Origin of the sequence: Devosia indica (genome assembly GCF_003056405.1) — a bacterium.
Classification (GTDB): Bacteria; Pseudomonadota; Alphaproteobacteria; order Rhizobiales; family Devosiaceae; genus Devosia; species Devosia indica.
Genome location: NZ_PYVZ01000005.1, coordinates 85,808 through 110,196 on the forward strand (window position 1 = coordinate 85,808; position 24,389 = coordinate 110,196).

At 62.0% G+C, this 24,389-nt stretch carries 26 protein-coding genes; 14 read left to right on the plus strand and 12 right to left on the minus strand.

Translation table 11 applies throughout. The features are described from left to right. The first annotated feature begins 48 nt into the window (after positions 1 to 48). From fliF to flhA, 6 genes are read left to right on the plus strand one after another with little or no spacing between them, the layout of a single operon-like run. A complete protein-coding gene (gene fliF, locus DDE76_RS06870; protein WP_104893225.1) occupies positions 49 to 1,680 on the plus strand; it encodes a flagellar basal-body MS-ring/collar protein FliF in 1,632 nt (543 codons plus the stop codon). A 5-nt stretch (positions 1,681 to 1,685) separates the two neighbouring features. Continuing rightward, positions 1,686 to 2,771: a flagellar motor switch protein FliG gene (fliG, locus tag DDE76_RS06875; RefSeq protein WP_198650861.1), complete on the plus strand. Its 1,086-nt coding sequence runs from the start codon at positions 1,686 to 1,688 to the stop codon at positions 2,769 to 2,771. Positions 2,772 to 2,775: 4 nt separating this feature from the next. Beyond that, positions 2,776 to 3,435, plus strand: coding sequence for a FliH/SctL family protein (locus tag DDE76_RS06880; protein ID WP_157955694.1), 660 nt, complete (start codon positions 2,776 to 2,778; stop codon positions 3,433 to 3,435). Beyond that, on the plus strand, positions 3,432 to 3,776 hold the full coding sequence (gene fliN / locus DDE76_RS06885) for a flagellar motor switch protein FliN (protein ID WP_104893223.1): 345 nt from the start codon (positions 3,432 to 3,434) through the stop codon (positions 3,774 to 3,776). The genes DDE76_RS06880 and fliN overlap by 4 nt, the downstream gene beginning before the upstream one ends. Positions 3,777 to 3,791: 15 nt before the next feature. Beyond that, positions 3,792 to 5,159, plus strand: coding sequence for a sigma-54-dependent transcriptional regulator FlbD (flbD, locus tag DDE76_RS06890; protein ID WP_104893222.1), 1,368 nt, complete (start codon positions 3,792 to 3,794; stop codon positions 5,157 to 5,159). A 13-nt stretch (positions 5,160 to 5,172) separates the two neighbouring features. Then, positions 5,173 to 7,293 carry a flagellar biosynthesis protein FlhA gene (gene flhA, locus DDE76_RS06895; RefSeq protein WP_104893221.1) on the plus strand — a complete coding sequence of 707 codons (2,121 nt, stop codon included), beginning with the start codon at positions 5,173 to 5,175 and terminating at the stop codon, positions 7,291 to 7,293. Here flhA and DDE76_RS06900 read toward each other — a convergent pair. The 4 genes from DDE76_RS06900 to DDE76_RS06915 all read right to left on the minus strand — a co-directional run bounded on the left by DDE76_RS06900 (position 7,290) and on the right by DDE76_RS06915 (position 9,171). Next, positions 7,290 to 7,787, minus strand: a complete 498-nt coding sequence (locus DDE76_RS06900) for a DUF305 domain-containing protein (RefSeq protein WP_104893220.1) — start codon at positions 7,785 to 7,787, stop codon at positions 7,290 to 7,292. The genes flhA and DDE76_RS06900 overlap by 4 nt on opposite strands. A gap of 56 nt (positions 7,788 to 7,843) precedes the next feature. Continuing rightward, positions 7,844 to 8,305 carry a P-loop nucleotide/nucleoside kinase family protein gene (locus DDE76_RS06905; RefSeq protein ID WP_157955695.1) on the minus strand — a complete coding sequence of 154 codons (462 nt, stop codon included), beginning with the start codon at positions 8,303 to 8,305 and terminating at the stop codon, positions 7,844 to 7,846. Next, positions 8,302 to 8,913 (minus strand): LysE family translocator, encoded by a 612-nt coding sequence (locus DDE76_RS06910; RefSeq protein ID WP_104893219.1) that lies wholly within the window; start codon positions 8,911 to 8,913, stop codon positions 8,302 to 8,304. Before DDE76_RS06910 ends, DDE76_RS06905 begins: the two co-directional genes overlap by 4 nt. 63 nt (positions 8,914 to 8,976) lie before the next feature. Next, on the minus strand, positions 8,977 to 9,171 hold the full coding sequence (locus DDE76_RS06915; RefSeq protein WP_104893218.1) for a DUF2934 domain-containing protein: 195 nt from the start codon (positions 9,169 to 9,171) through the stop codon (positions 8,977 to 8,979). A 105-nt stretch (positions 9,172 to 9,276) separates the two neighbouring features. Between DDE76_RS06915 and DDE76_RS06920 the strand changes: the two genes are divergently transcribed. After that, positions 9,277 to 10,356, plus strand: coding sequence for a zinc-binding metallopeptidase family protein (locus tag DDE76_RS06920; protein WP_104893217.1), 1,080 nt, complete (start codon positions 9,277 to 9,279; stop codon positions 10,354 to 10,356). Here DDE76_RS06920 and DDE76_RS06925 read toward each other — a convergent pair. Next, positions 10,340 to 11,371, minus strand: a complete 1,032-nt coding sequence (locus DDE76_RS06925; RefSeq protein WP_104893216.1) for an RluA family pseudouridine synthase — start codon at positions 11,369 to 11,371, stop codon at positions 10,340 to 10,342. The two genes, DDE76_RS06920 and DDE76_RS06925, sit on opposite strands and share 17 nt — an antisense overlap. On the opposite strand from DDE76_RS06925, the gene DDE76_RS06930 reads away from it, so the two are divergent. After that, positions 11,370 to 11,717: a DUF6476 family protein gene (locus tag DDE76_RS06930; RefSeq protein WP_104893215.1), complete on the plus strand. Its 348-nt coding sequence runs from the start codon at positions 11,370 to 11,372 to the stop codon at positions 11,715 to 11,717. The two genes, DDE76_RS06925 and DDE76_RS06930, sit on opposite strands and share 2 nt — an antisense overlap. A gap of 38 nt (positions 11,718 to 11,755) precedes the next feature. Here DDE76_RS06930 and DDE76_RS06935 read toward each other — a convergent pair whose 3' ends face one another. Together DDE76_RS06935 and DDE76_RS06940 are read right to left on the minus strand one after the other, a co-directional pair. Continuing rightward, positions 11,756 to 12,928, minus strand: coding sequence for a coiled-coil domain-containing protein (locus tag DDE76_RS06935; RefSeq protein ID WP_104893214.1), 1,173 nt, complete (start codon positions 12,926 to 12,928; stop codon positions 11,756 to 11,758). A gap of 182 nt (positions 12,929 to 13,110) precedes the next feature. Continuing rightward, a complete protein-coding gene (locus DDE76_RS06940) occupies positions 13,111 to 13,680 on the minus strand; it encodes a DUF1134 domain-containing protein (RefSeq protein ID WP_104893213.1) in 570 nt (189 codons plus the stop codon). 124 nt (positions 13,681 to 13,804) lie between these two features. Between DDE76_RS06940 and DDE76_RS06945 the strand changes: the two genes are divergently transcribed. The 3 genes from DDE76_RS06945 to DDE76_RS06955 all read left to right on the plus strand — a co-directional run bounded on the left by DDE76_RS06945 (position 13,805) and on the right by DDE76_RS06955 (position 15,545). Continuing rightward, the gene (locus tag DDE76_RS06945) at positions 13,805 to 14,272 is read left to right on the plus strand and encodes a YHS domain-containing (seleno)protein (protein WP_104893212.1); all 468 of its coding nucleotides are present in this window, start codon (positions 13,805 to 13,807) and stop codon (positions 14,270 to 14,272) included. An 82-nt stretch (positions 14,273 to 14,354) separates the two neighbouring features. After that, complete coding sequence (chpT, locus tag DDE76_RS06950) at positions 14,355 to 15,032, plus strand: histidine phosphotransferase ChpT (RefSeq protein WP_104893211.1); 678 nt, start codon at positions 14,355 to 14,357, stop codon at positions 15,030 to 15,032. A gap of 144 nt (positions 15,033 to 15,176) precedes the next feature. Beyond that, complete coding sequence (locus DDE76_RS06955) at positions 15,177 to 15,545, plus strand: response regulator (protein WP_104893210.1); 369 nt, start codon at positions 15,177 to 15,179, stop codon at positions 15,543 to 15,545. Between the two features lie 54 nt (positions 15,546 to 15,599). Here the strand turns inward: DDE76_RS06955 and DDE76_RS06960 are convergent, their stop codons facing one another. From DDE76_RS06960 to ctrA, 3 genes are all read right to left on the minus strand, one after another. Further along, the gene (locus DDE76_RS06960) at positions 15,600 to 16,886 is read right to left on the minus strand and encodes an RNA polymerase sigma factor (RefSeq protein WP_104893209.1); all 1,287 of its coding nucleotides are present in this window, start codon (positions 16,884 to 16,886) and stop codon (positions 15,600 to 15,602) included. Between the two features lie 135 nt (positions 16,887 to 17,021). Next, the gene (locus DDE76_RS06965; protein ID WP_104893208.1) at positions 17,022 to 18,179 is read right to left on the minus strand and encodes a coiled-coil domain-containing protein; all 1,158 of its coding nucleotides are present in this window, start codon (positions 18,177 to 18,179) and stop codon (positions 17,022 to 17,024) included. Between the two features lie 156 nt (positions 18,180 to 18,335). Then, a complete protein-coding gene (ctrA, locus tag DDE76_RS06970; RefSeq protein WP_104893207.1) occupies positions 18,336 to 19,043 on the minus strand; it encodes a response regulator transcription factor CtrA in 708 nt (235 codons plus the stop codon). Between the two features lie 465 nt (positions 19,044 to 19,508). On the opposite strand from ctrA, the gene fliI reads away from it, so the two are divergent. Both fliI and fliJ read left to right on the plus strand, forming a co-directional pair. Beyond that, the gene (fliI, locus tag DDE76_RS06975; RefSeq protein ID WP_104894901.1) at positions 19,509 to 20,837 is read left to right on the plus strand and encodes a flagellar protein export ATPase FliI; all 1,329 of its coding nucleotides are present in this window, start codon (positions 19,509 to 19,511) and stop codon (positions 20,835 to 20,837) included. 62 nt (positions 20,838 to 20,899) lie between these two features. After that, a complete protein-coding gene (gene fliJ, locus DDE76_RS06980; protein WP_104893206.1) occupies positions 20,900 to 21,313 on the plus strand; it encodes a flagellar export protein FliJ in 414 nt (137 codons plus the stop codon). Positions 21,314 to 21,378: 65 nt separating this feature from the next. Here the strand turns inward: fliJ and DDE76_RS06985 are convergent, their stop codons facing one another. Both DDE76_RS06985 and DDE76_RS06990 read right to left on the minus strand, forming a co-directional pair. Continuing rightward, a complete protein-coding gene (locus tag DDE76_RS06985; protein WP_104893205.1) occupies positions 21,379 to 22,371 on the minus strand; it encodes a PRC-barrel domain-containing protein in 993 nt (330 codons plus the stop codon). A 368-nt stretch (positions 22,372 to 22,739) separates the two neighbouring features. Beyond that, the gene (locus DDE76_RS06990; RefSeq protein ID WP_104893204.1) at positions 22,740 to 23,198 is read right to left on the minus strand and encodes a GNAT family N-acetyltransferase; all 459 of its coding nucleotides are present in this window, start codon (positions 23,196 to 23,198) and stop codon (positions 22,740 to 22,742) included. Between the two features lie 269 nt (positions 23,199 to 23,467). On the opposite strand from DDE76_RS06990, the gene rpoH reads away from it, so the two are divergent. Next, positions 23,468 to 24,334 (plus strand): RNA polymerase sigma factor RpoH, encoded by an 867-nt coding sequence (gene rpoH, locus DDE76_RS06995; RefSeq protein ID WP_104893203.1) that lies wholly within the window; start codon positions 23,468 to 23,470, stop codon positions 24,332 to 24,334. Positions 24,335 to 24,389: the final 55 nt, after the last annotated feature.

Genomic DNA, 24,389 nt, shown 5'->3' on the forward strand with positions numbered 1-24,389 from the left:
CGGTCATGGGGGCACCTCGACCGTTTAAAAACGGACCGGGTCTGCCGCGTGGAAAGTCTAACACAACTCATCAACCGCATCGGCCTGCCGCGCATTGCCGCCATGGCTCTGGTCGCCGTGTTGATGCTCGGCTTCTTCGGCTTCCTGATCATGCGGGCGCAGACGCCGAACCTGGCGCCGCTCTATTCGGGACTGAGCCTGGAAGATTCCTCGGCCATCGTCACAGAGCTGCAAACCCTTAACATTCCCTACGAACTGCGGGGCGAAGGCGACACCATCCTGGTGCCGCGTGACCAGATCACCACCATGCGCATGACACTAGCCGGCGAGGGTCTGCCGACCCGCGGCCAGGTCGGCTACGAGATCTTCGACCAGCAATCGACCCTGGGTGCCACCAGCTTCGTACAGAACATCAACAATGTCCGGGCGCTCGAAGGCGAGCTGGCCCGCACCATTGGCTCGCTCAACCGAATCACCGGCGCCCGCGTGCATCTGGTGCTGCCCGAGCGCGAATTGTTCCGCCGCGAACGCCAGGACCCCTCCGCCTCCATCGTCCTGACCACCCGTGGCGAATTGTCCACCGGAGAAATCCGCGCCATCCAGCATCTGGTGGCCTCGGCCATCGAAGGGTTGACGCCGAGCCGCGTTTCCATCGTCGACGAACAAGGTACCCTGCTGGCCTCAGGCACCGGCGAGGACGTTGCCGGCGTCATGACCGCGCAGAATGACGAGCGCACCCTGGGCTTCGAAAACCGGATGCGGACCCGCGTCGAGGACATGCTGGCCAATGTGGTCGGGGCCGGCCGGGCGCGGGTTGAAGTCGCCGCGGAGCTCGACTTCAACCGCTCCACCACCACCCAGGAATTGTTTGATCCTGAAAGCCAGGTGGTGCGCTCGACCCAGACGCGGGAAAGCGAAAACCTGGCTGGCGGCAATAATGGCCAGGTGACGGTGGCCAACGAACTGCCCGGCGCAGACCAGAACAATGGTGCCGGCGGCGTGACCGAGCAGGGCACCTCGACCGAGGAGGTCATCAACTACGAAATTTCCAAGACCACCCAGACCGATGTGACCGAGGCCGGGGCCGTCAAGCGTCTGTCTGTGGCCGTGGTGGTCGACGGCACCTATGCCGATGACGGCGCAGGCAACATGACCTACACCCCGCGTTCCGCCGACGAAATCGCCCAGATCCTGACACTGGTGCGCTCCGCCGTCGGTTTTTCAGCCGAGCGCGGCGACAGTGTCGAAGTGGTCAACATGCAGTTCGCCGAGCGCCCCGAACTGGCGCCGCTGGGCACCGAGGCCGATGCAGGCCTGCTCGACTTCACCCGCGACGACCTGATGAACGGCGCCGAGATGGCCGTGACCCTGCTGATCGCCCTGGCCCTGGTGTTCTTCGTCATGCGCCCGCTGCTCAAGAAGGCCCTGACCCCCGAAACCCAGCCCCTGGCTCTCCCCGAGGCCGCCGAAGTCAGCCATCACGGCGTCCTGGGCGCCAATGGACAGGTGACGCCCGAAATCGAAGAGACCCCGCGCGACAAGACGCCTGCATGGGTGACCAACGCCAAATCCATGGGCGAAACCCAGCTCCAGACACTTCGGACCGTCGGGTCCCTGGTTGAAGAAAACCCCAGACAGGCCGCGCTGATCGTGCGTGACTGGCTGGGCAACGCGGCATAGTAGCAATGGCCCTGGTATCTCAATCCAACGACGAAAAAGCTGCCGCAGACACTGCGGCGCCGATGGGCGCCCAGCTTCAGGTCGGCGGCGAACAGCGTGTATTGACAGGCGACGAGAAGGCTGCCGCGCTCCTGCTGGCCCTCGGTCCCGACTACGGCAAGCCGATTTTTGACGAGCTCGACGAACTCGAGGTCAAGCAGCTTTCCCGCGCCATGGTGCGGCTGGGACCGATTACCCAGGAAATGCTCGATGACCTGATGATCGAGTTCGTCACCACCATCTCGTCCAATGGCTCGCTCTCGGGCAATACCGACTCGACTGAGCGCCTGCTCCTGAGCTTTCTGCCCCAGGACAAGGTCGACGCCATCATGGAGGAAATTCGCGGCCCGGCCGGCCGCAACATGTGGGAAAAACTCTCCAATGTGCAGGCCGATGTGCTGGCCGCCTATCTCAAGAACGAATACCCCCAGACCATCGCCGTGGTGCTGTCCAAGATCGCTACCGAACATGCCTCCAAGGTGCTCGCCGTGCTGCCTGAAGAGCTGGCCATGGACGTGGTCACCCGCATGCTCGGCCTCGACCCGGTACAAAAGGAAATTCTCGAAAAGATCGAGATGACCCTGCGCACCGAGTTCATGTCGACCCTGAACCATACCAAGCGCCGCGACAGCCACGAACAGATGGCCGAAATCTTCAATGCCTTCGACCGGCAGACGGAAGCGCGCTTCATCACCAATCTCGAAGAGGTCAATCGCGACGATGCAGAGCGCATCAAGCAATTGATGTTCACCTTCGAGGATCTGGCCAAGCTCGACATGTCGGCGATCCAGACCCTGCTCTCCAAGCTCGACAAGCGCGAACTCGCTTTGGCGCTCAAGGGGGCAAACGACTCGGTCAAGGACAGCTTCTTCAACAATATGTCGAGCCGTGCCGCCAAGCTCTTGCAGGACGACATGGCCGGCATGGGTCCCGTGCGCCTCAAGGATGTGGACGAGGCCCAGACCCGCATGGTCGCCACCGCCAAGGATCTCGCCGCCAAAGGCGAAATCCTGATCATGAAGTCCAAAGCCGACGATCAGATGATTGCGTGACACCATGGCCCAACCCGCGCGTTTCACCTTCGACCTGGACCTTGAACCCCGCTCCACCGCCAAGCGGCCGGCGCCGGCGCCCGTCCCCTCAATTCCCGAGGACGTGGTGGCGCAGCTAATCGCCAATGCACGCGAGGAAGCCTACGCAGAAGGTCTCAAGGCCGGCGAGCAGAACGCGGCCTCCATGGCCGCCCAGACCATTGCCGCGGCCGCTGGCACGCTGGCAACCCAGAGTATGGAATCGGCCAAGGCGCTCGATGCCGCCCGCGCCGACCATCACCAGCAGGCCGTGGAATTGGCCTTGAGCGTTGGCCGCAAACTGGCGCTGCATTTGTTGGCTCGCTTTCCGCTGACCGAGCTCGAAGCGCTGATTGCCGAATGCCTTCCCAGCCTCAATGGCGTGCCTCATCTGGTGATACGTTGCCATCCTGACCTGGCCGACGCCATCCGTGACACGGCCACCGCCCAGATGTCCCATTCCGGCTTTACCGGCCGTCTGGTTGTCATGGGTGACCCCGAAATCCGCCTTGGCGACGGCCGTCTCGAATGGGTCGATGGCGGCCTGGTGCGCGATATCGCCGACATCGCCCGCCAGGTCGATCACCAGATCGCAACCTATCTCGCGGCGCGCGCAAGCAGCCAAAGCAAGGAGAACGGTCAATGACCGAGCCCGAAAACGACATCACCGCCGCCGAAGGCTTCAACCTCAACGAGATGGATGCCCCCGAGCGGAACGGACGGGGCGAGGCGCATGTCGAGCGCTCTGCCGCCGATCTTGAAGCGGTGTTCGACGTGCCGGTGCGCGTCTCGGTCGTGCTGGGGCGCACCAAGATGCCGGTTTCAAATTTGCTCAAGCTCGACACCGGCACGGTGATCGAACTGGACCGCCAGGTTGGCGAAGCCGTCGAGATCTTTATCAACGAGCGTCTGGTGGCGCGCGGCGAGATCGTGCTGGTCGAAGACCGGCTCGGCGTCACCATGACCGAAATCATCAAGCCGCAATAAGGGAAGACCACGATCATGCGATTGCTCATCATCGGGGCCCTGGAAGGCCAGCTTTCAACGGCAACCAAGATGGCCATGGATGGCGGCGCCAAGGTGGCCCATGCCCCCTCGATCGAAATCGCGCTGGCTTCGCTGCGCGCCGGCAAGGGCGCAGATCTGCTGCTGGTCGACGTGATGATGGATATTGCCGGGCTGATCGCGGGCCTGGAAGCCGAGCGCATCGCCATTCCCGTTGTCGCCTGCGGCGTCGAGACCAATGCGGCAGCGGCCGTCAACGCCATCCGCGCCGGTGCCAAGGAATACATCCCGCTGCCGCCAGACGCCGAGCTGATCGCCGCTGTGATCGCCGCCGTCGCCCGTGAAAGCTCGGATTTCCTCTATCGCGATCCAGCCATGGAGCGTGTGGTCCGGATGGCCGAGCAGGTCGCCGGCTCGGAAGCCTCCATCCTCATCACCGGCGAGAGCGGCACCGGGAAGGAAGTCGTCGCCAAATATGTGCATGGCCGCTCCAAGCGGGCCAGCAAGCCGTTCATCTCGGTCAATTGCGCGGCCATTCCCGAAGCGCTGCTGGAAAGCGAGCTGTTCGGCCATGAAAAGGGTGCCTTCACCGGCGCCATCGCCCGCCGCATCGGCAAATTCGAGGAAGCCTCGGGGGGCACCTTGCTGCTCGATGAAATCTCGGAAATGGATGTGCGCCTGCAGGCCAAGCTGCTGCGCGCCATTCAGGAGCGGATCATCGACCGCGTCGGTGGTACCAAGCCCGTGCCGGTCGATATCCGCATTCTGGCGACCTCCAACCGCAATCTGAACGAAGCCGTACGCGAAGGCAGCTTCCGCGAAGACCTGCTATTCCGGCTCAACGTCGTCAATCTCAAGCTGCCGCCCCTGCGCGAGCGGCCCGGCGATATCATTGCCCTGTCCGAGCACTTCGTCGCCAAATATGCCAAGGCCAATGGCCTGCCCCCACGCAACCTGTCCCCCGAGGCACGCGACGCGCTGGTCAAGGCGCCCTGGCCCGGCAATGTGCGCGAGCTGGAAAACACCCTGCACCGCGCCGTCCTGCTCTCCTCGGGCGACATTATCGGCCCCGACGCCATCGTGCTGCCCGACGGCATGGGCCTAAGCGAAGCAGCCAAGGCGGCCTCCCCGGCAGCCCAGCTTGCCCAGACTGCCGAAGCCATGAACCGCGCTTTGGTGGGCCGCACCGTGGCCGATGTGGAACGCGATCTGATCCTGGACACACTCGATCACACGCTGGGCAATCGCACCCACGCTGCCAACATTCTGGGCATCTCGATCCGCACCTTGCGAAACAAGCTCAACCAATATGCCGATGAGGGCGTGCATGTGCCCGAGCCCGGCGACAAGCGCGGCGCCGCGTGAGGCAGACAATTAAATGACCGACGTCCCGTCCGGCAAACAACCAGGCTTTTCATTGCCTTCGATCGCGAAGGTAATCGAGACCCTGCGCTCGGGCGATATCGCGCTCGCCACTGGCGTCATGGCGCTGATCGTCATCCTGATCGTGCCCATGCCGCCGATCCTGGTGGATATGCTGCTGGCCATCTCGATCGTCTTTTCGGTGATGATCTTGATGACGTCGCTGTTCATTCAAAGGCCGCTGGAATTCTCGTCTTTTCCAACTGTCTTGCTGATCGCCACCATGCTGCGGCTCGGGCTCAACCTGGCTACCACGCGGCTTATCCTGTCCGACGGGCACAATGGCACCGGCGCCGCGGGCAATGTCATCGAGGCTTTCGGCAGCTTCGTGACCGCCGGTAATTTCGTCATCGGCATCGTCGTCTTCATCATCCTGGTGATCGTCAATTTCATCGTCATCACCAAGGGCTCGGGACGTATCGCCGAAGTCGCGGCGCGCTTCAGCCTGGACGCCATGCCCGGCAAGCAGATGGCCATTGACGCCGATCTTTCCGCCGGCCTGATCGACGAGGACACCGCCAAGAAACGCCGTGCAGACCTCGAAGGCGAAAGCGCCTTCTTCGGCAATATGGACGGCGCCTCCAAATTCGTGCGTGGCGACGCCATTGCCGGCCTGATCATCACCTTCATCAACGTTTCCGCCGGCATGCTGATCGGCATCATGCAGCAGGGTCTGGGCTTTCAGGAAGCGGCCAACAACTACACCCTGCTCACTATCGGCGATGGTCTGGTCAGCCAGATCCCCGCGCTGATCGTCTCGACCGCCGCCGGTATCCTGGTGTCGAAATCCGGTGTCACCGGTGCCGCTGACAAGGCCCTGTCGCTGCAGTTCACCGGCTATCCGCGCGCCCTCGGCATGTCCTCGGCCGTCATGGTCGCCCTGGCGCTGCTGCCCGGCATGCCCATGGTGCCGTTCCTCGCCCTGGCCGGTGGCGTCGGCTACGCCGCCTACCGCGCCGGCAGGTCCAAGGCGGTGCGCCAGGGAGAGGAACAGGCCGAGGAACTGGCCAAAACCGCCCCCGCGCCGCAGCCCTCCGAACCGCCGATCACCGATAGCCTCAAGATCGACGATCTCAAGCTGGAGCTGGGTTATGGCCTGTTGAGCCTGGTCAAGGAAGACGAGCATGGCAATGACCGGCTGACCGAGCAGATCAAGGCGCTGCGTCGCCAGCTTGCGCTTGAACTGGGCTTCGTCATGCCGCCCGTGCGCATTCTGGACAACATGCAGCTCGAGCCGAACGACTACAAGGTGCGTATCAAAGAGGTCGAAGCCGGTGCCGGGGAGGTCTATGCCAACCAGCTCATGGTGATGGACCCCTATGGCAACCAGATCGACCTGCCGGGCAACCACACCACAGAGCCCACTTTTGGCCTGCCGGCCACCTGGATCGAACCGGCACTGCGCGACGAGGCCGAACTGCGCGGCCTGTCAATCATCGATCCCTCGACGGTGATTTCGACCCATCTGACCGAAATCCTCAAGGCCAATGTCTCCGATCTGTTGAGCTACGCCAATGTGCAGTCCCTGCTCTCGGGCCTGCCCAAGGATCAGCAGAAGCTGGTCGAGGACCTGGTGCCCGGCCAGATCACCGTGTCCGGCCTGCAACGCGTGCTTCAGGCCCTGCTGTCCGAACGCATCTCGATCCGCGACCTCTCGACCATTCTTGAAGCCGTGGCCGAAATCGCCGGCAATGGCCGCTCCGTCGCCACCATCACCGAACATGTCCGCGCCCGCCTCGCCCGGCAGATCTGCGCCGCCAATCTGGGGTCTGACGGCAATCTGCCGCTGCTCACCCTCTCCCCGCAATGGGAGCGGGACTTCGCCGAATCCATGGCTGGTGACGCAGACAACCGGCATCTGGCCATGGCGCCAAGCAAGCTGCAGCAATTCATCGGCGCCGTGCAGTCCGCCTATGAGCGCGCTGCCCAGCAGGGCGAACTGCCGGTGCTCATCACCTCACCCTCGATCCGCCCTCATGTCCGCTCGATCATCGAGCGCTTCCGCCCGCAAACCGTGGTGATGAGCCAGAACGAGGTGCATCCGCGCATCCGGCTCAAGACCGTGGGCAGTGTCTAGGAGCCGTCCCCCGGGCGCGGCGCCAGCACGGGCGCCTCAGGCGACGGCGGGTTGCCTTCGAGATCGGCAATCAGGGCTTTCATCTCGTCGATCTCGCGTATCTGGGCGGCGATGATTTCGTCGGCCAGTTCGCGCACTCGCGCATCACGAATATTGGCATTGGTGCTGGTGAGCACGGCAATGGAGTGGTGCGGGATCATGGCGCGCATGTAATCAGTGTCGCCTACCAGCGCTTGGCTGCGCACCAGAAACAGAGATCCGGCAAAGACCGCAATCGCCCCAGCGATGATGGCAAAATTGACGGCATGCCTCTTGTACATGGTCCACATGAACGCGAGCATGATCACGGCCATGACCGCGCCCATCAACAGCGCCATCCAGAGCCGGGTCTGGCTATAGAACACATGATCGGACTGATAGGTATTGAGATACATCAGCCCGTACATGACCACGGTTGAAGTCGCGATCATCGCGGCAAAACGCACATAGCTCATAGGGTCCTCCATAGGGTACGAAGGACCAACGCATGCTGCGTGGCTTTGTTCAGGCCCTAGTGGCGATGCACCAAGTCATAGCGCGCCAGCTCGTCCGCATCAGGTGCCTGGAACAGACCGATCCATTCCTCGATCTGCGCCATGGTGATGGGCGGGTTTTCGCGGCCGCGCCGGGTAACGCGCTCCAATATGACTTCCGCCGGCGCGCTCAGCCAGATCAGCTCGACCCGCGCGCCAAGGGCCCGCGCGTCTTCCAGCAGACCAATCCGCTCGTCGCGCCCCCAGGTGCCCCATTCGATGATGACGCTGACGCCCGCCACCAGGAAGCGCCGGCCCAGCCGCCATTGCATGGCCTCGATGCTGGCGCGCCGCTCCTCGTCCCAGAGATCGAGCTTTAGCTCGTCCATCCAGCCATCCGGCTCCATCCGCACCGCGCCGGTTTGGGCCTCCAGCGCGGCGGCGCGGGTTGATTTCCCAACCCCGGGCAGGCCGGCAATGATGAACAGTGTCGCGCTCACCGCTGGGTCAGCGCCAGCTTTGCCCCCAGCATCACGAAGGCCGCGGCAAAGCTGCGCCGCATCCAGGTCAGCACCGCCGGGCGCGACATCACCTGGCCGCGAATGGCAGCGGCAAACAGGCCATAAAGCGCAAACACCACGAAGGTCATGGCCATGAAAACACCGCTCAACTCGAGCATGCGCATGACCGCATTCGGCGTGCCCGTCGGCACGAATTGCGGCAGGAAGGCGAAAAAGAAAATGGAGAGCTTGGGATTGAGCAGATTGATCAGCATGACTTCTGCGGCCATGGCACCAAGCCGCTTTTTCTCCTGCCGTGCCTCGACCGAAAGAGCGCCAGATTCGCGCAATGTCGACCAGGCCATATAGAGCAGATAGGCCACGCCGAGATATTTGATGATATCGAAGGCCAGCGCACTGGTGTGGAGCACCGCGGCCAGCCCGGTAATGGCCGCCAGCATATGGGGCACAATGCCGAACGTGCAGAACAGGGCCGCCCAGAGGCTGGCCCTGCCGCCCCGTCCAAGCCCGGTTGCAATGGTATAGATTGCCCCTGCGCCTGGCGAAATGACGACGATCAGCGTGGTAATCAGAAATTCTATGCTCATCCGGCCCTCCCGCCTGAGCAGGCACTATGCCTGGCTCAAACGGGTTAGGCCAGAGGAGCGAACCTAGCCCAGGCCGCCCGGCACAACGGGCGGCAGATCAAGCTTTGACGCCTCTGCCGAGGTATCAACCTCGTCTTCCTCAGCCAGCTCGCGCTCGGCCTCGTACCAGAATTCCTGTTCCCGCCCCTCGGGTTGGCCAGCCTTGTCCCAGAGCTGATAGGCGCGGTCGCGAATCTTGTCCTGCTCGACACTATGCATCTTGTCCTCCTAGGTCATGCCCATAAAACGCACGCCAACCCATACAGTTGCTGTGGAACAAGCATGTGACCGGGCGCATTATGGCTGCGAAGTCGAGGGCGATCGATGAAACTGTTTTCCTGCACCCATTGTGGCAACACGGTCTATTTTGAGAACGCGGTCTGCGAGCGTTGTGGCCATCAACTGGGTTATCTGCCCGATCGCTCCGCACTCGTCTCCCTGGTCGAGGATGGTGGGCTGTGGAGTTCGCCGGCCATTGCCGACGACGCCTTCGTGTTCTGCGCCAATGCCGCGCACGGCGCCTGCAACTGGCTGATCCCGGCCGAGGCGGGTGGCGACATCTATTGCGCCGCCTGCCGGCACAACGAAACCATTCCAGACCTTGCCAATCCGGCCAATCTGCGCCGCTGGCAGACCATTGAGCGCGCCAAGAAGCGCCTGTTCTATTCCCTGATCCGGCTGGACCTGCCGCTCCATACCCGTGACGAGGATAGCCAGCATGGCCTCGCCTTCCGCTTCCTCGCCGACGATGCCCAGACCAGCGAGCGGGTGATGACCGGCCACGACAATGGCATCATCACCATTGCCCTGAGCGAAGCCGACGATGCCGAGCGCGAATATCGGCGCACCAGCATGAACGAACCCTACCGCACCCTGCTGGGCCATTTCCGCCACGAGATCGGCCATCATTTCTGGGATCTGCTAGTCGCCGAAGGACCAGCCCTTGAGGCCTTCCGCAGCCTGTTCGGCGACGAGCGTCAGGACTACGCCCAGGCACTGGACGCCTACTACGCCCATGGCGCGCCGCAGGGCTGGTCACAGACCCATATCAGCGCCTATGCCACGGCCCACCCCTGGGAGGACTTTGCCGAGACATTCGCGCATACCCTGCACATCATCGACACCGTCGAAATGGCGGCCGCTTTCGGCATTGGCGCGCGCACCCGCACCGGCGATGCCGGGCTCGACATGGCGCCGGTGCAACTCGACCCCTATCGCGAGCCGGACATGGCGCGGATCATCGACAATTGGGTGCCCCTGGCGAGCCTGATCAACAATCTCAACCGCGCCGTTGGACAGGCCGACGCCTATCCCTTTGTCCTGTCGCCATCGGTCATCGAGAAGCTGGCCTTCATCAACACGCTGGTGCGCCAGAAACGCGACACTTTCAGCCCCGCCGTGTGACTTGGTCATAGGGCGCCAGCGCATCCTCGAGCGCCTGCAGGTCTGCCGGCAGCTCGGCAGAGAACAGCATTTCTTCGCCCGTCGTCGGATGCTCGAAGCCGAGTTCAGCCGCGTGCAGGGCTTGCCGCCCCAGCGCCTGCACTGCCGCTGCGACCTCATCGGGCAGTTTGTTGACCTTGGTCGCAAAGCCGGGCGCATAGAGCAGGTCGGACACCAGCGGATGGCCGATATGGGCCATATGCACGCGGATCTGGTGGGTGCGTCCGGTTTCGAGCTGGCACTGGATGCGGGTGACATCCCAGCCCGGCGCGCCATAACGCGCTTCCACGGCATAATGGGTGATCGCCTCGCGTCCCTGCTTGATGACGGCCTGCTTCAACCGATTGCCCGGATCGCGGCCCAGCGGGGCATTGACTGTCCCCATGCCTGACTGGGTCGAACCCCAGGCATAGGCGACATAGGCGCGGTGCAAGGGTCCCGTGCGCCCGTGATCGGCAAATTGTTCGCTCAAATGCTTGTGCGCCTGCTCGGTCTTGGCGGCGACCATCACCCCTGAAGTGTCCTTGTCCAGCCGATGCACGATACCGGGCCGCTTGACCCCGCTAATGCCCTTCAGGCTATCCCCGCAATGAAAGATCAGCGCATTGACCAGCGTGCCCGAAGGTGAGCCGGGCGCGGGATGCACGACCATGCCGACCGGCTTGTTGATGACGATCAGGTTCTCGTCTTCAAACAGGATATCAAGCGGGATGTTCTCGGGCTGCGGATCCGGATCTTCAGGGGGTGGGGCGACAAGGACGATTGTCTCCCCGGCCTTGAGCCGGTATTTGGGTTCGGCAACCGGGCGGTCGTCGATAGTTACGGCGCCGCCCAGGATCAGATCCTTGATGCGATTGCGGCTTAGCACGTCATGCGCTTTGGCCAACATGGCATCGAGCCGCCCGCCGCTCATTTCGGCGTCGACCACAATCTCAATGGGCTCGCCCTCCAAATCGAAATCGGTGTCATCCGCCATGAGCAATCCTGAACCAAATACGCCGGACGCCGCCGACACCGAATTGTCGCCGGAAGCCAAGGCCATGCTGGGAAAAGCCCGCCGCTCCTTCGCGGTATCCATGGGCATTCTGTTGCTCGGCTTTATGGCGATTGGCTTTGCACTTGTCTATCGCGTCATGCGCGACAGCCCGCCGCCAGCCGTGGCGGAAAGCGTCTCAATCCCCGCCGGTGCCGAGGTGATCTCGGCGCTGAGCACCGATGGCACCATCCAGGTGACCTTCGCCGCCGGTGGCGCGACCATGCTCAATGTGTTTGATGCCGAAACGGGCGAATTGCAGCGCAGCGTGCGGATCGGGGCGGAATAAGCTGCAATGGGAGCCGGCGGAATTCGGCTGAGCCCCGGCTAGCGCCCCTGGATTTCCTTGAGGGCTGCCAAACGGTCCGACACCGTGCCGCGCTGGGTATTGGCGGGCGTAGGCAACACGTCCAGCCCCTCCCCGTCATCGGCAAAGCGCTGCACCCGGTCGAACAGGCTCTCTTCGGGCTGCTGGGCCTGGGCCGGCGCCTCGTGATCAACGGCATAGACCAGCCGGCTGACGCTGGCGGCGATGTCATTGAGTTTTTCGCGCAAGTGCGCTTCCTCGAACCGTTCGGTCTCCCAATCGGCCATGATCGAGGCTTCCACATTGCTCACCTTGGCGCGCAGGCGCTCAAGCTCTTCTTCCATGGAGAGCCTGTCGGCCAGCAATTGCTCGACCCGGCCTTCGCTCTTTTCCACCACCTGGCTGGTTTCGGCCAAAAGGGCATTGAGGCGGTTTTCCGCATTGGCGATGCGCGCCTCGGCGGCCACCAGTTCCTCGGCGTCGATCTCGCGTTGCGCTTCACGCCCGGCCAGGGCATCGCGCATCTGGGCAATGGCGGCGCTGGCTTCGGCACTGCGCCGGTCGGATTTTTCCAGCCGATCAATCAGGCTATGCGCCTGGTCTTCAAGAAAGGCCGCCCGTTTGCGCTCGATCGCCAGCGCTGCGGTCAGCCGGTCGATATCGCCTTCATAATCGCCAGAGAGCGAAATGCCGTCGACCCTGGTCGCCTTGGCAAGCCCGCCGCGCAGGGAGTTGCGCAGCGTCTCAACCTCTAGGGCCCGGCTTTCCAGCTCCCGATCCCGCTTGCGCAGCCGATTGCCCAGATCGGCGCCTTCCTTCTCCAGTTCGAGAATGCGCGCCCGCAGCTCGACTTCGCGCTCTTCAAGCTCACGAACCACAACGAGGTGTTTTTCGCGCTCGGCCCGGAGCGCGCCCAGATCGGTGCGCTTCTGATTGGCGTCGCTCAACTGCTCGGCAAGTCGCTTGCGCAGCGCCTCGACATTCATCTCAAGCCGCCGGGTCGAAAGAGCAAACTCGGCCCGCAACTGGTCCTTGTCGGCCCGGAATTCGGCCATGGTGATGGGTGTAGCCGCCTCGATGCGGCGTTTGGTCAGGCGCACGGCCCGCCGCCAAACCGCCGGCATGATGATGAGCGCCACCAGCCCTGCAACGAGCAGGCCCAGCGCAAAATACATGATGTTTTCGATCAGCATCGATGCGGCCTCCGGCGGCGCAGGCGCCAGCCTTGGGACAGTCCCTTATCCGGTTTTGGCAGCAAAGACGGGCACAAACCATCTTTGGCACTGGTTAACCCTAACGGGTTTGTGGCCCGCCGTCACGACAAAGCCGGGGCGGTTGACCCCGGCTTGGCAATGAATTGATTGAGAAAAGCCCGTCAGAACGGGTTCCAGGTCGGCTCGGCGGTAAAGTTGAGATAGCCAACATTGATGCCCAACCGTGCGCCGACGCCGGAGCGGATCGGCACCACCACGACATTGCCGCGTTTGGTGACGGTCATGCCCACGCCACCAATGACATAGGCAGAGCCATCGACGCCCGGATAGCGCCCCAGAATGTCCTGGATGGTGGAAAGGTTATAAACCAGCATCATCACCTTGGAGCCGTCCGCACCGATATCAAGGCCAACACTGGGCCCTTGCCAGAAGATCGAAAACTGACCGGCATTGCGGGTGTAAAGCGTCCCCTCGCCATATTTGGCACCGATGAACAGGGCACCGCCCGCTTCCTCGCCCAGGATATAGCCATTGGGCTGGCCATACTGGCCCACGGCCCGCTCAACCACCGAGGCCAGGCCCTGGGCGGCAGAGCCGAAAAACTCGCGGCCGCTATCCACCAGCTCCTCACCCGAAAATGTATCGCTCAGCGACCCCTGGGCGAGCGCAGGGGCGTTGAAGGCCACAAGGGCACCGATCAGGGCGGCAAACTGGGCAAGGCGCTTGAACATGGCATATCTCCCGTGTCGATCGCTGCCCTTACGAAGACCTTAAGGTCTTGGCCCCTAGTCTTGAACCCGGCATTCCCGATCATTTGGGCCAATCATGCAGCATATCTCTAAACAAATCTTAACCATGATCGCCCTTGTTCTGCCGCTTTTCGGGCCACTTCCGGCCACGGTTCAGGAAAGCCTGGCCCAATCCATCGTCACCTATGTGCTGACCGACCCGCTGACCGGGCAGGCCATCGGCGGCATGGATCCGGTCTCCTATTTCACCGAACCGGCCCCCCTGCCCGGCAGGCCCGATTTCGAGCTGGTCTGGAAAGGTGCACCCTTCCAATTCGCCAATGCCGCCAATATGGAAATCTTCCGGCGCAATCCGGAAGTCTATGCGCCCCAATATGGCGGGCACGGTGCCATGAGCATGTCCCGCGGCTTTGTGTCCGACGCCGACCCGCTGATCTATACCGTGTTCAAGCAGCGCCTCTACATGTTCTATTCCGCAGCCAATCGCGAAGCGTTCCTGTTGGCGCCGGACGCAGCGGCCCTGCGCGGTCAGGAACATTGGACCACTCTGTCCAAAACGCTCTCGACCCGGTAGTGCACCGCCCTCTGGCGCTTTATTGTCCCCTAGACTGATTCTCGCCGCCATTCTGCGCATTGCGCCTACGGAGACCCGCACCATGGATATTATTGAGCTCAAGGCCACCGACCTCGCCGCCATGTTGTGCTCGCGGGTCTGCCACGACCTCATCAATCCCATCGGCGCCATCGGCAACGGCCTGGAAGTGCTGTCCGACCCCAATCAAGGCGAAATGGCCGAAGGTGCACGGGACCTGATCGCCAGCGCCGCCAGGCAGAGCCGCGCCAAGCTTGAATTCGCCCGTCTCGCCTATGGTGCCTCCTCGACCGCCGGCACCGATATCGACACGCGCGAATGTGAGCGCGTAGCCCGCATCCTGTTCGAAATCGAAAAAGCCGATCTCGAATGGACTGTGCCGCTGATCCTTCTGCCCAAGCACAAGGCCAAGTTGTTCATGAACATGCTGCTCATTGCAGCCGGATCGGTTCCACGCGGCGGCACGGTCACGGCTTCGATCACGGGCGCCACGGGCGAGGAAAAGTTCGAGTTCACCTCGAAAAGCGACCCGGAAAAGCGCCAGAAGACGCTGGTCCCATCAGGGTCTGCCGGACTGCTCTCCGGCATGCCCGAAGACGGTTCGGTCGATGCGCGGGGCATCCAGCCTTTCTATACGGGCCTGCTCGCCCGCATGACCGATATGGAACTCAATATCGGTCTGGAAGATGACATGTTCTTTTTCACGGCCACGCCCAAACCAGGTGCTGCAATCGCCGAATAGGGCGTAAAGACCTGCCATCATGGGATATTTCACAAGGCCAATCGGCCCTGGGCCGCAATTTCACGCCTGCGTGCTAACCATTCGCCAACCTATTGGGCGGCATAGTCGACACAGCGTCTCAACCGTCCCCAGGGGCCCCCTTCCATGCGTAGCTGCCTGATCGTCGATGATTCAAGCGTTGTGCGTAAGGTTGCGCGCCGCCTGCTGGAAGATCTCGACTATATCGTGGACGAGGCCGAGGACGGTCAGGAAGCCATCGACAAATGCCGCCAGGAAATGCCTGACGCCATTCTGCTCGACTGGAACATGCCCATTATGAGCGGCCTGGAGTTTCTCAAGCTGCTGCGCGCCTATGTCGGCGGCGAAAAGCCCCGTGTCATCTATTGCACGGTTGAGAACGATGTCGGCGCCATTGCGCTCGCCCTAAAGGCCGGCGCCGATGACTATATGATGAAGCCGTTCGATCGCAGCGTGCTCATCAGCAAGTTCCAGGACAAGGCCGAAGCCGCCTAGCGCTTGCACGCTGGGGCGCAATCATTCCCGTCCACTCCCCTGCCGGCCGCTCGGTCAGATGGCCTCTGCCGCGCGCCCTTCGAGGAAGGCCTTTTCACGCGCATTGCGCGTCAACTCGGCGGCCCGCCTGAATTCGAGATTGGCTTCGGTGTGACGCCCCAGCTTGCGCAGCATATCGCCGCGCACCCCATAGAGCAGATGGTAGTTCTCAAGCGCCGGGCTGGCCTTGAGCGCATCGACCAGCGGCAGCGCCGCCGCCGGGCCCTCGGCCATCGAGACTGCCACCGCGCGATTGAGCTCGATCACCGGCGAGGGCGTCACCTGGTTGAGCAGCCCATAGAGCGCCGCAATCTGCCGCCAATCGGTCTCTTCGGCCTTGCGGGCGCGCCCATGGCAGGCGGCAATGGCGGCCTGCAGCGTATAGGGTCCGGCAATACCGCCCAGCCGCTGCGCTTTTGCCAGCCCATCGAGGCCGCGCCGGATCATCATCTGATCCCATAGCGCCCGGTTCTGATCGGGCAACAAGACCGGCTCGCCTGCTGCGTTTGTGCGCGCCCGAACCCGGGCATGCTGCAATTCCATCAAGGCCAACAGGCCATGCGCCTCCGGCTCCTCCGGGATCAGTGAGACAAGAATACGCCCCATGCGCATCGCTTCTTCGCATAATTGCGGCCGCATCCAGTCTTCGCCGGCGGTGGCGGAGTAGCCTTCATTGAAGATGAGATAGAGCACGCCCAGGACCGAAGCCACGCGCTCCTCGCGCTCGGTTCCGCGCGGCACTTCGAAGGGAACGCCGGCCTCGGCTATGGTCCGCTTGGCCCGTACGATGCGCTGCCCGATTGTCGTATCATTGGCCAGAAACGCGCGGGCGATCTCCTCAGTGGTCAATCCGCCGATCAGCCGCAGGGTCAGTGCCACCCGGCTTTCGGGCGGCAGTACCGGATGACAGGACGTAAAGATCAGCCGCAGCAGATCATCGCCGACCTCATCGTCCAATTGCTCATGGATCGCCGTTTCCGCGTCCAGCCGTTCATCTTCCATCTCCCGGCCAAGCGTTTCGAGCTTGCCGGCCGCCATCTTGCGATGCCGGAAATAGTCGATGGCCTTGCGCTTGCCCGCCTGCATCAACCACGCACCGGGATTGTGCGGCACACCAGCTTCCGGCCAATTCTTCAGCGCCGCCATCAGCGCTTCCTGCGCCAGTTCCTCGGCCAGCGAAATGTCACGCACCATCCGGGTCAGACCGGCAATGACACGCGCCTGCTCCACCCGCCAGACAGCGGCAATGGCGCGGTCCGTTTCCTGTCGCCCCTTGGTTGTCCCATCACCCAAACCGGCCATCCTCCCGATAGTGGTGCGCCCAAATCGGGGAGAGCATCTATGCTGGGGCCACAAGGTCAAGTCAAAATACAAACGTCTTCCGCAAGCGGCCCGATAGCGGAGGACAACCTGCCAGGAGCCTGGGCTCCTTCCGCCTTACTCCCGCACCTCAAATCGCAGTCCACCGATCACGCAGCCTTCCGCCATGCCGATGGCCAGACCGGCAGCATCATCCTGGACGGGGCAGGTCATGGGGAAGCTGGCGGTGCCGACATATCCGGTGACTTCGGAGAGCACCAGTTCGCCATTCCCGAGCGTATAGTCACCTTCGACGAGGGTGCCCGTACGGTCCTGCATTTCGAACCGGCCATCTTCGCCAAGGGTGAGGCGCAATCCATTGGCCTCACCTTCAGTCATGACCTCGAAAGTCCGAGCCTGCTGGGCCCGTTCGTCATCGTCCTCAGGCACTTGCGATGCGATGCGCGCCTCGATCTCTGCCAGCTCGCGCGAACGTTCGGTCAGGGTCTGGGTCAATTCCTCAACCTGTGGCTGCAGGTCTTGTAACTGTTCCTGATACCCCTGCACATCTTCCTCAAGGCGATTGCGCTGAGTTGTCAGTTCATCGACCTGCTCTTGCAAAGCGGCCAGATCGGCATCCGCTGCCTCCGCCTGCTGGGCAAGTTCTGCCCGCTCGTCCTGTGCGGCCGTCAGCTCTTCGCGCGCCGACTGCAGGCGGCTCTGCGTTTCCGCCAGGCTGGCCGTGGCCTCGGCCGCCTCATCGGCGAGCTGCGCAACATTGGCTGTGGCCGTCTCCTCCTGTCGGCGCGCCTCTTCCAGACGCGAACCAACATCGTTCAATTGCCGGCTGGAACTCTGTATCTCGGACTGCAGCGCCGCCTGACGCGCCGCCAGTTCCTGAACCGAGGCGGTGGCCTCCTCGGCGCGCGCCTCAAGGGCAGCGACCTCTTCCTGTGTCGCTGTCAACGACTGCGAAACGCTTTCAAGCTCGCCATTGCGGGCCTCAAAATCCTGATTGGCCGCTTCGAGCTGGTTATTGGCAGCCGCCAGTTCCGCCTCGACACTTGCCAATTCGGCCCTGGCACTGTCCAGCGCGCCGGACGTCTCTTCCCGTTCGGCGAGGTTCTGCTGGGCAGCATCCCGCTCGGCGGTCAACGTCGCCATGTCGGCCCGCAATTGCTCGTTCTGCCCGGTGCTGTTGATCCACATGGCCACGAAGGCCAGCCAGCCAGCGACGGCGATGATGAGCACTGTCAGGACAAGCGGCTCGCGCAGGCGATTAGAGAGGTCGGCCATATGAGTTCCCCCTGAAATTGTATCAGGACGAAACGTGGCGCAGCCGGGCCGGTTCCGAATACCGTGCGCTTTGTCCGCGCCTATTGCTCACACAGGCAAAGAAAAGCCCCGCGCGACAAGGCCACGCGAGGCTCAGAGACTGATCCGGCCGATGGCTCAGGCGACGTTTTCGGCGTAGCCTTCAGCGTCATCGGGTTCACGCAGCACATAGCCGCGGCCCCAGACGGTTTCGATGTAGTTCTTGCCGCCGGTAGCAACGCTAAGCTTTTTGCGCAGCTTGCAAATGAAGACGTCGATGATCTTCAATTCCGGCTCATCCATGCCACCATAGAGGTGGTTGAGGAACATTTCCTTGGTGAGCGTGGTGCCCTTGCGGAGCGAAAGCAGCTCCAGCATCTGGTATTCCTTGCCGGTCAGATGCACGCGGGCGCCCTGGACCTCGACGGTCTTGGTGTCGAGATTGACCATCAGATCGCCGGTGGAGATGACCGACTGGGCATGGCCCTTGGAACGGCGGACAATGGCGTGGATGCGGGCCACGAGCTCGTCCTTGTGGAAGGGCTTGGTCATATAGTCATCGGCGCCGAAGCCGAGACCACGAACCTTGTCCTCGATGCCGGCAAGGCCGGACAGAATAAGAATGGGCGTCTGAACCTTGGCGACGCGAAGTGTCCGCAAGACTTCGTAACCGCTCATATCCGGCAGGTTCAGATCCAGCAGAATAATATCGTAGTCGTATAGTTTCCCGAGATCCACGCCTTCTTCACCGAGATCGGTGGTATAGACGTTGAAACTTTCGGACTTCAGCATCAATTCGATGCTCTGCGCTGTCGCGCTGTCGTCCTCAATAAGGAGTACCCGCATTATATTCCCCTTGTCATTCGTTCCTGCTGGAACCCGCGGGAGGCCGAGCCAATCTGCCCTTCCCGCTCCAACCCTACTGGATATGACTTCAAGCCTAAGCCCAACTAGTTAACAAAGTTTAATTCTGATCCGCAATACGCAAACGCCGTTAGGATGAATTAATCTTAACTTATTGAAAAATAAAGATAAATGACCTGAAAATTTCTTAAGGTACTACATTAAGAAAGAGTTCCAAGAGACTCTCAGGACTCAGGCATTCAGGGCATTTGGAGGGAGTTCGGCCACATTTGCGCCACAGGACACAATCCACCGATCATCTCAGCCAGTAGCGCTTTTGCGTTAATGATCGGTTACCATCCGATTCGTCAGTCGGCGCGATTCGAGCACCCGAAGAAACCATAATTGTGGCACCCGGGTCACCTCCTGGACCCCCAAGATGAACGATTTCTGGAACGCGGCATGAACATGAAGGCCCTGATCTCGGCCATCGACGCCATCGACGACGTGGAAGTGTTTGGACGGGTCAAATCCGTGCAGGGGCTGCTGATTGAAATCGTCGGCCCGGTGCGCGAACTGCGCGTGGGCGGACGGGTGATCATCGAGGCCACCGACGGTCATCATCTTGGCGCCGAGATCATCGGCTTCCGCGACGGCCATGCCCTCTGCCTGCCCTTCGGCGAACTGGGCGGCGTGCGCCTGGGCTGCAAGGCGGTGTTTCGCCGCCATGACGGCTCGGTCAACCCTTCGGAGGGCTGGCTGGGCCGGGTGGTCAATGCCAGGGGCGAACCCATTGACGGCTTGGGCCCCCTACCCTTGGGCGAGACATCCTATCCTCTGCGCCAGTCGCCCCTGGCCGCACACGACCGGGACCGCGTCGGCAAGCCGATCGAACTGGGCGTGCGGTGCCTCAACACCTTTGCCACCATGTGCGAAGGCCAGCGCATGGGCATCTTTGCCGGCTCGGGCGTTGGCAAGTCGGTACTGATGTCGATGCTCGCCCGCAATACCGATGTCGATGTTTCCGTGATCGGTCTGATCGGCGAGCGCGGGCGTGAGGTGCACGAGTTCATCCAGGAGTATCTTGGCGAAGAGGGGCTGGCGCGGGCCGTCGTTGTCGTGGCCACCAGCGACGAAGCCGCGCTGATGCGCCGCCAGGCTGCTTTCATCTCGATGTCGATCGCCGAATATTTCCGTGACAGCGGCCGCCGCGTGCTTTGCATGATGGACAGCCTGACCCGATTTGCCATGGCCCAGCGCGAGATTGGCCTGGCCATTGGCGAGCCGCCCACGGCCAAGGGCTATCCGCCGACCGTCTTCACCGAACTGCCGCGCCTGCTCGAACGCGCGGGACCCGGCAAACCGAATTCTGGCTCCATTACCGGACTGTTTACCGTTTTGGTGGAAGGTGATGATCACAATGAGCCCATTGCCGATGCCGTGCGCGGCATTCTCGATGGTCACATTGTAATGGAGCGCGGCATTGCCGAACGGGGACGCTACCCGGCCGTCAATGTGCTCCGGTCCATCTCGCGGACCATGCCAGGCTGTGTGCCCGAAGATGTTCGGCCCACCCTGTCTCGGGCGCGGGAGCTCATGTCCATATTTTCGGACATGGAGGAACTGATCCGGCTGGGGGCTTACCGGAAAGGGTCAGATCCGAATGTGGACCGCGCCATCGCTATCTTCCCCAAGCTGGAAGCCTTTCTGGGCCAGCAGCGGGACGAGACCACGACGATTGCCGAGGGCTATGCCATGCTCGCCGGACTGATCGCCGAGGCGGATGCGCGGGACTGAAGGGCTGGCTGAATGTGTATGGGCCGGTCCGGAACTGACTTGATGTGTAAGGAGTACAGGTCTTGAAATCGCGCAGCGAGAGCCTCATTCGGCTCAAGAAGTTCCAGGTTGACGAGAAGCGCCGACAGGTTGCGCAGATCGAAATGATGGTCGCCGACTTTGAGCGCATGGCGTCCGAACTCGACCAGCAGATCGAGATCGAGCACACCAAGACCGGCATTTCTGACACCGCTCACTTTGCCTATTCGACCTTTGCCAAGGCCGCGCTGACCCGCCGCGACAATCTGCTGGCGTCCGCCAATGACATGAAGGCCAAGCTCGAAGCCGCTCAGGACGCTCTGGCCGAGGCCCTGGAAGACCTCAAAAAGGTCGAGTTGCTCGACCAGCGCGAACACCAGCGCGAAAAAGACGAGCAGGCCAAGATCGAACAATCCGAATATGACGAAGTGGCGCGGATGCGCTACCGCCGCCAGTAGTCAATGCAGCAGACACGAAAAGGCCCGCCGAAGCGGGCCTTTTGCTATTGGCATATGGGGATGCCTTACATGTCGGTGGCGCGCTGTGCCGGATCGTCGGCATAGGTTGCCTCGTCATATTCCGGCTGCGCTTCGAGCTGCTCGCGGGTGAAGTCGCTGTAGATCAGGAGGTCGCCAGCGTCATTGGAGGCGAACTCGAGATTGTCCAGCGTCACGGCAACGCGCTTTTCACCAATGCCCAGGAAGCCGCCGAAATCGATCAGCATGGCATCGATCTGGCCATCCTCGGTGAGCAGGATATCGCCGACAACGGCAATGTCCTCTCCATCCGGGCCGACAACGGTGGCACCGGTCAGATTCTCGGCGGTCAGGGCATCAGTCTCGACAGCGACATAGCCTTCACGCGGCATCATACCCTGATCGGTGGCCATGGCGTCATCGGCCGGGGCCATCGCTGGCTCTGCGGGTGCCATTGCCGGTTCAGCCGGTGCCATGGCCGGGTCAGCCGGTGCCATGGCCGGATCACCGTTCAGGTTTTCCTCCCAGACAAATTCCGGCGCGGCGTTCAGCGCGTCGGCCGTAGTGGCCAGCACCCAGCGCTCGGTCTGGTCGAAAGCAATAGTGTGTTCAAGCTCAGCGAAATCAACGGCGACATTCTTTTCGCCGATACCCAGGAAGCCGCCAACACCGATCACCACGGCGTGAATCTCGCCATCGGCGGAGATCACCAGATCATTGACGGTACCAATCTGCTCGGCATCTTCAGCGCCGCTCGAGAAAATCGTTGCGCCCATCACTTCCGAGACCAGGGCATCGCCTTCACCGGCGGTGTAGCCAGCGGACATGTCCCAAGGCGCATCTGCCTCCATGGTGTCCATGGCGCCGTCATCGGCAGGGGACATGGCGTCGTCGGCCGGCGCCATTTCGTTCGCCGGGGCCATTTCATTGGCGGGCGCTTCCGTGGTGACAGGGGTTTCGGTGGTGGTGGTATCCTGGGCGACCGCGGCCGTGCCAAGCACCAGGGCGAGGGCCGAACTGGTAAGAAGGGTGCGGATCATAGTAAGCTCCAATGGTTCATCGTTACGTGAACAGGGCCGTACGGCGCAAAACTTGCCGGTAGCGCGTCGTGCGGCCCGTTGATGAGCGATGAACGCAGGCAATGGGCGACCCGTTCCGCAGCTTTTTTTGCACCCGGACCGGGAACCAATAGAAAAAGCCGGCGACTGAATAACAGCGCCGGCCTTATCTGCCTCCCGGTTAACCGGGTTATGTTATTGTGGCCCTTCCATGCGTGTCTGCGCTCACGCCGGTCGATCCTTCGGCCTCCGGCGGCGCGGCATGGGGCGCGCAAGAAGGCCGACAAGCCCACCATAGCGCAAGCCTATTGGCCGGCCAGTCGGACCCGAGTTAATGCGTTAATGAAATGCTAATCGACCAGCACGGCACTCTGCCTGTCATAGTCACGCATGGCCCGATGCGGCATGCCGCCATCCATGAATTCGGGGCCAAAAGCGACAAAGCCCAGGCTTTCGTAGAAACCGAGTTTGTCCGATTGCGCGGTCAGATAAAACCGATCCTGCCCGCGTTCGCGCGCATGGGCCATGGCCGCTCCGATCATCCGCCGCGCAATGCCCTGGCCGCGATAGCTCTTGCGGACGGCCACGCGGCCGATCTTGACATGCTCGGGCAAGAACAGCAGCCGCAACGTCCCGACCACTTCCCCGTCGGCAATGGCGACAAAGTGAGACGCAGTGACATCATGTGCGTCATGTTCTTCCTCGATCGGAACATTCTGCTCCTGCACGAAAACCTCCCGCCGCAGCGAGAAAGCCGCATTGCAGAGGCTGGAAAAGACGGGAACGGGCATGATGACAGGATCTGACATGAGCCCAGATTAATCAGCTTGGTGCAGCCGCGAAAGGGCGCTGTCACACCAAAGTGTCTTCTCTTCGACAGGCTTTTATCGTATAAAGACGATGAAAGGCGAAGTGCTGGCGGGAACACTGTCCAATTTGTAACGTTTGTTTCCTCCTGGCCTCTTAAATTCGCCAAACTGCAACTTATATAGTCCTCATATGCCCGCGCTGTGCCTAAGGGACAGCGAGGCGTTTTCCGCCCGCGCGATGCGGGGGAAGCTGAAAAGGGGGTGCGTCCATGGCCCAAACGAATTTGCCGGTCCTCTCGTCCGAGGGTGGCCTCAGCCGCTATCTTCAGGAAATCCGCAAGTTTCCCATGCTGGAAGCGGATGAAGAATACATGCTGGCCAAGCGCTACAAGGAGCACGCCGATCCCGGCGCGGCCCAGAAGCTCATCACCAGCCATTTGCGCCTCGTGGCCAAGATCGCCATGGGATATCGCGGCTATGGCCTGCCCATTTCCGAGGTGATCTCGGAAGGCAATGTCGGCCTGATGCACGCGGTCAAGCGTTTCGAGCCCGAAAAGGGCTTCCGCCTGGCGACCTACGCCATGTGGTGGATCCGTGCCGCCATTCAGGAATATGTGCTGCGCTCCTGGAGCCTGGTCAAGATCGGCACCACCGCCGCCCAGAAGCGGCTGTTCTTCAACCTGCGCAAGGTCAAGGGCCAGATCGCGGCCCTGGATGAGGGTTCGCTCCATCCCGACCAGATCAAGCAGATCGCCACCACCCTCAATGTTACCGAGGACGAAGTGGTGCAAATGAATTCGCGCCTGTCGGGCGACGCCTCGCTCAACTCGCCCATGCGGGCCGATGAAGGCGCCTCCGAATGGCAGGACTGGCTGGTCGACGACACGCCCGACCAGGAAACCAGCCTGGGCGAAAGCGAGGAATATTCCGAGCGCATGGGCATGCTGAACAAGGCAATGGATGTGCTCAATGAGCGCGAACGCGCCATATTCCAGGCCCGCCGCCTCAAGGACAATCCCTCGACCCTCGAGGAACTGGCCCAGCAATATGACGTCAGCCGCGAACGCATCCGCCAGATCGAAGTGCGGGCGTTCGAGAAGGTGCAGGAAGCCGTGAAGGAAGCGGCGGGGTCCTAGTCAACGCTGCAAATCCAATTTGACGGGCCCCGGTGATGAGCCGGGGCTTTTGTTT

Excerpts from the sequence above, each read along its gene's own strand:
- DDE76_RS06955 (WP_104893210.1), top strand. The coding sequence starts at position 15,177 with ATGCGTAGCTGCCTGATCGTCGATGATTCAAGCGTTGTGCGTAAGGTT.
- fliN (WP_104893223.1), top strand. The coding sequence starts at position 3,432 with ATGACCGAGCCCGAAAACGACATCACCGCCGCCGAAGGCTTCAACCTC.
- DDE76_RS06965 (WP_104893208.1), bottom strand. The coding sequence starts at position 18,179 with ATGGCCGACCTCTCTAATCGCCTGCGCGAGCCGCTTGTCCTGACAGTG.
- flbD (WP_104893222.1), top strand. The coding sequence starts at position 3,792 with ATGCGATTGCTCATCATCGGGGCCCTGGAAGGCCAGCTTTCAACGGCA.
- DDE76_RS06930 (WP_104893215.1), top strand. The coding sequence starts at position 11,370 with ATGAGCAATCCTGAACCAAATACGCCGGACGCCGCCGACACCGAATTG.
- DDE76_RS06915 (WP_104893218.1), bottom strand. The coding sequence starts at position 9,171 with ATGCATAGTGTCGAGCAGGACAAGATTCGCGACCGCGCCTATCAGCTC.
- DDE76_RS06990 (WP_104893204.1), bottom strand. The coding sequence starts at position 23,198 with ATGTCAGATCCTGTCATCATGCCCGTTCCCGTCTTTTCCAGCCTCTGC.
- chpT (WP_104893211.1), top strand. The coding sequence starts at position 14,355 with ATGGATATTATTGAGCTCAAGGCCACCGACCTCGCCGCCATGTTGTGC.
- DDE76_RS06985 (WP_104893205.1), bottom strand. The coding sequence starts at position 22,371 with ATGATCCGCACCCTTCTTACCAGTTCGGCCCTCGCCCTGGTGCTTGGC.
- ctrA (WP_104893207.1), bottom strand. The coding sequence starts at position 19,043 with ATGCGGGTACTCCTTATTGAGGACGACAGCGCGACAGCGCAGAGCATC.
- fliG (WP_198650861.1), top strand. The coding sequence starts at position 1,686 with ATGGCCCTGGTATCTCAATCCAACGACGAAAAAGCTGCCGCAGACACT.
- DDE76_RS06920 (WP_104893217.1), top strand. The coding sequence starts at position 9,277 with ATGAAACTGTTTTCCTGCACCCATTGTGGCAACACGGTCTATTTTGAG.
- fliI (WP_104894901.1), top strand. The coding sequence starts at position 19,509 with ATGAAGGCCCTGATCTCGGCCATCGACGCCATCGACGACGTGGAAGTG.
- DDE76_RS06900 (WP_104893220.1), bottom strand. The coding sequence starts at position 7,787 with ATGAGCTATGTGCGTTTTGCCGCGATGATCGCGACTTCAACCGTGGTC.
- DDE76_RS06880 (WP_157955694.1), top strand. The coding sequence starts at position 2,776 with ATGGCCCAACCCGCGCGTTTCACCTTCGACCTGGACCTTGAACCCCGC.
- DDE76_RS06945 (WP_104893212.1), top strand. The coding sequence starts at position 13,805 with ATGATCGCCCTTGTTCTGCCGCTTTTCGGGCCACTTCCGGCCACGGTT.
- DDE76_RS06935 (WP_104893214.1), bottom strand. The coding sequence starts at position 12,928 with ATGCTGATCGAAAACATCATGTATTTTGCGCTGGGCCTGCTCGTTGCA.
- rpoH (WP_104893203.1), top strand. The coding sequence starts at position 23,468 with ATGGCCCAAACGAATTTGCCGGTCCTCTCGTCCGAGGGTGGCCTCAGC.
- DDE76_RS06940 (WP_104893213.1), bottom strand. The coding sequence starts at position 13,680 with ATGTTCAAGCGCCTTGCCCAGTTTGCCGCCCTGATCGGTGCCCTTGTG.
- DDE76_RS06925 (WP_104893216.1), bottom strand. The coding sequence starts at position 11,371 with ATGGCGGATGACACCGATTTCGATTTGGAGGGCGAGCCCATTGAGATT.
- flhA (WP_104893221.1), top strand. The coding sequence starts at position 5,173 with ATGACCGACGTCCCGTCCGGCAAACAACCAGGCTTTTCATTGCCTTCG.
- DDE76_RS06910 (WP_104893219.1), bottom strand. The coding sequence starts at position 8,913 with ATGAGCATAGAATTTCTGATTACCACGCTGATCGTCGTCATTTCGCCA.
- DDE76_RS06960 (WP_104893209.1), bottom strand. The coding sequence starts at position 16,886 with ATGGCCGGTTTGGGTGATGGGACAACCAAGGGGCGACAGGAAACGGAC.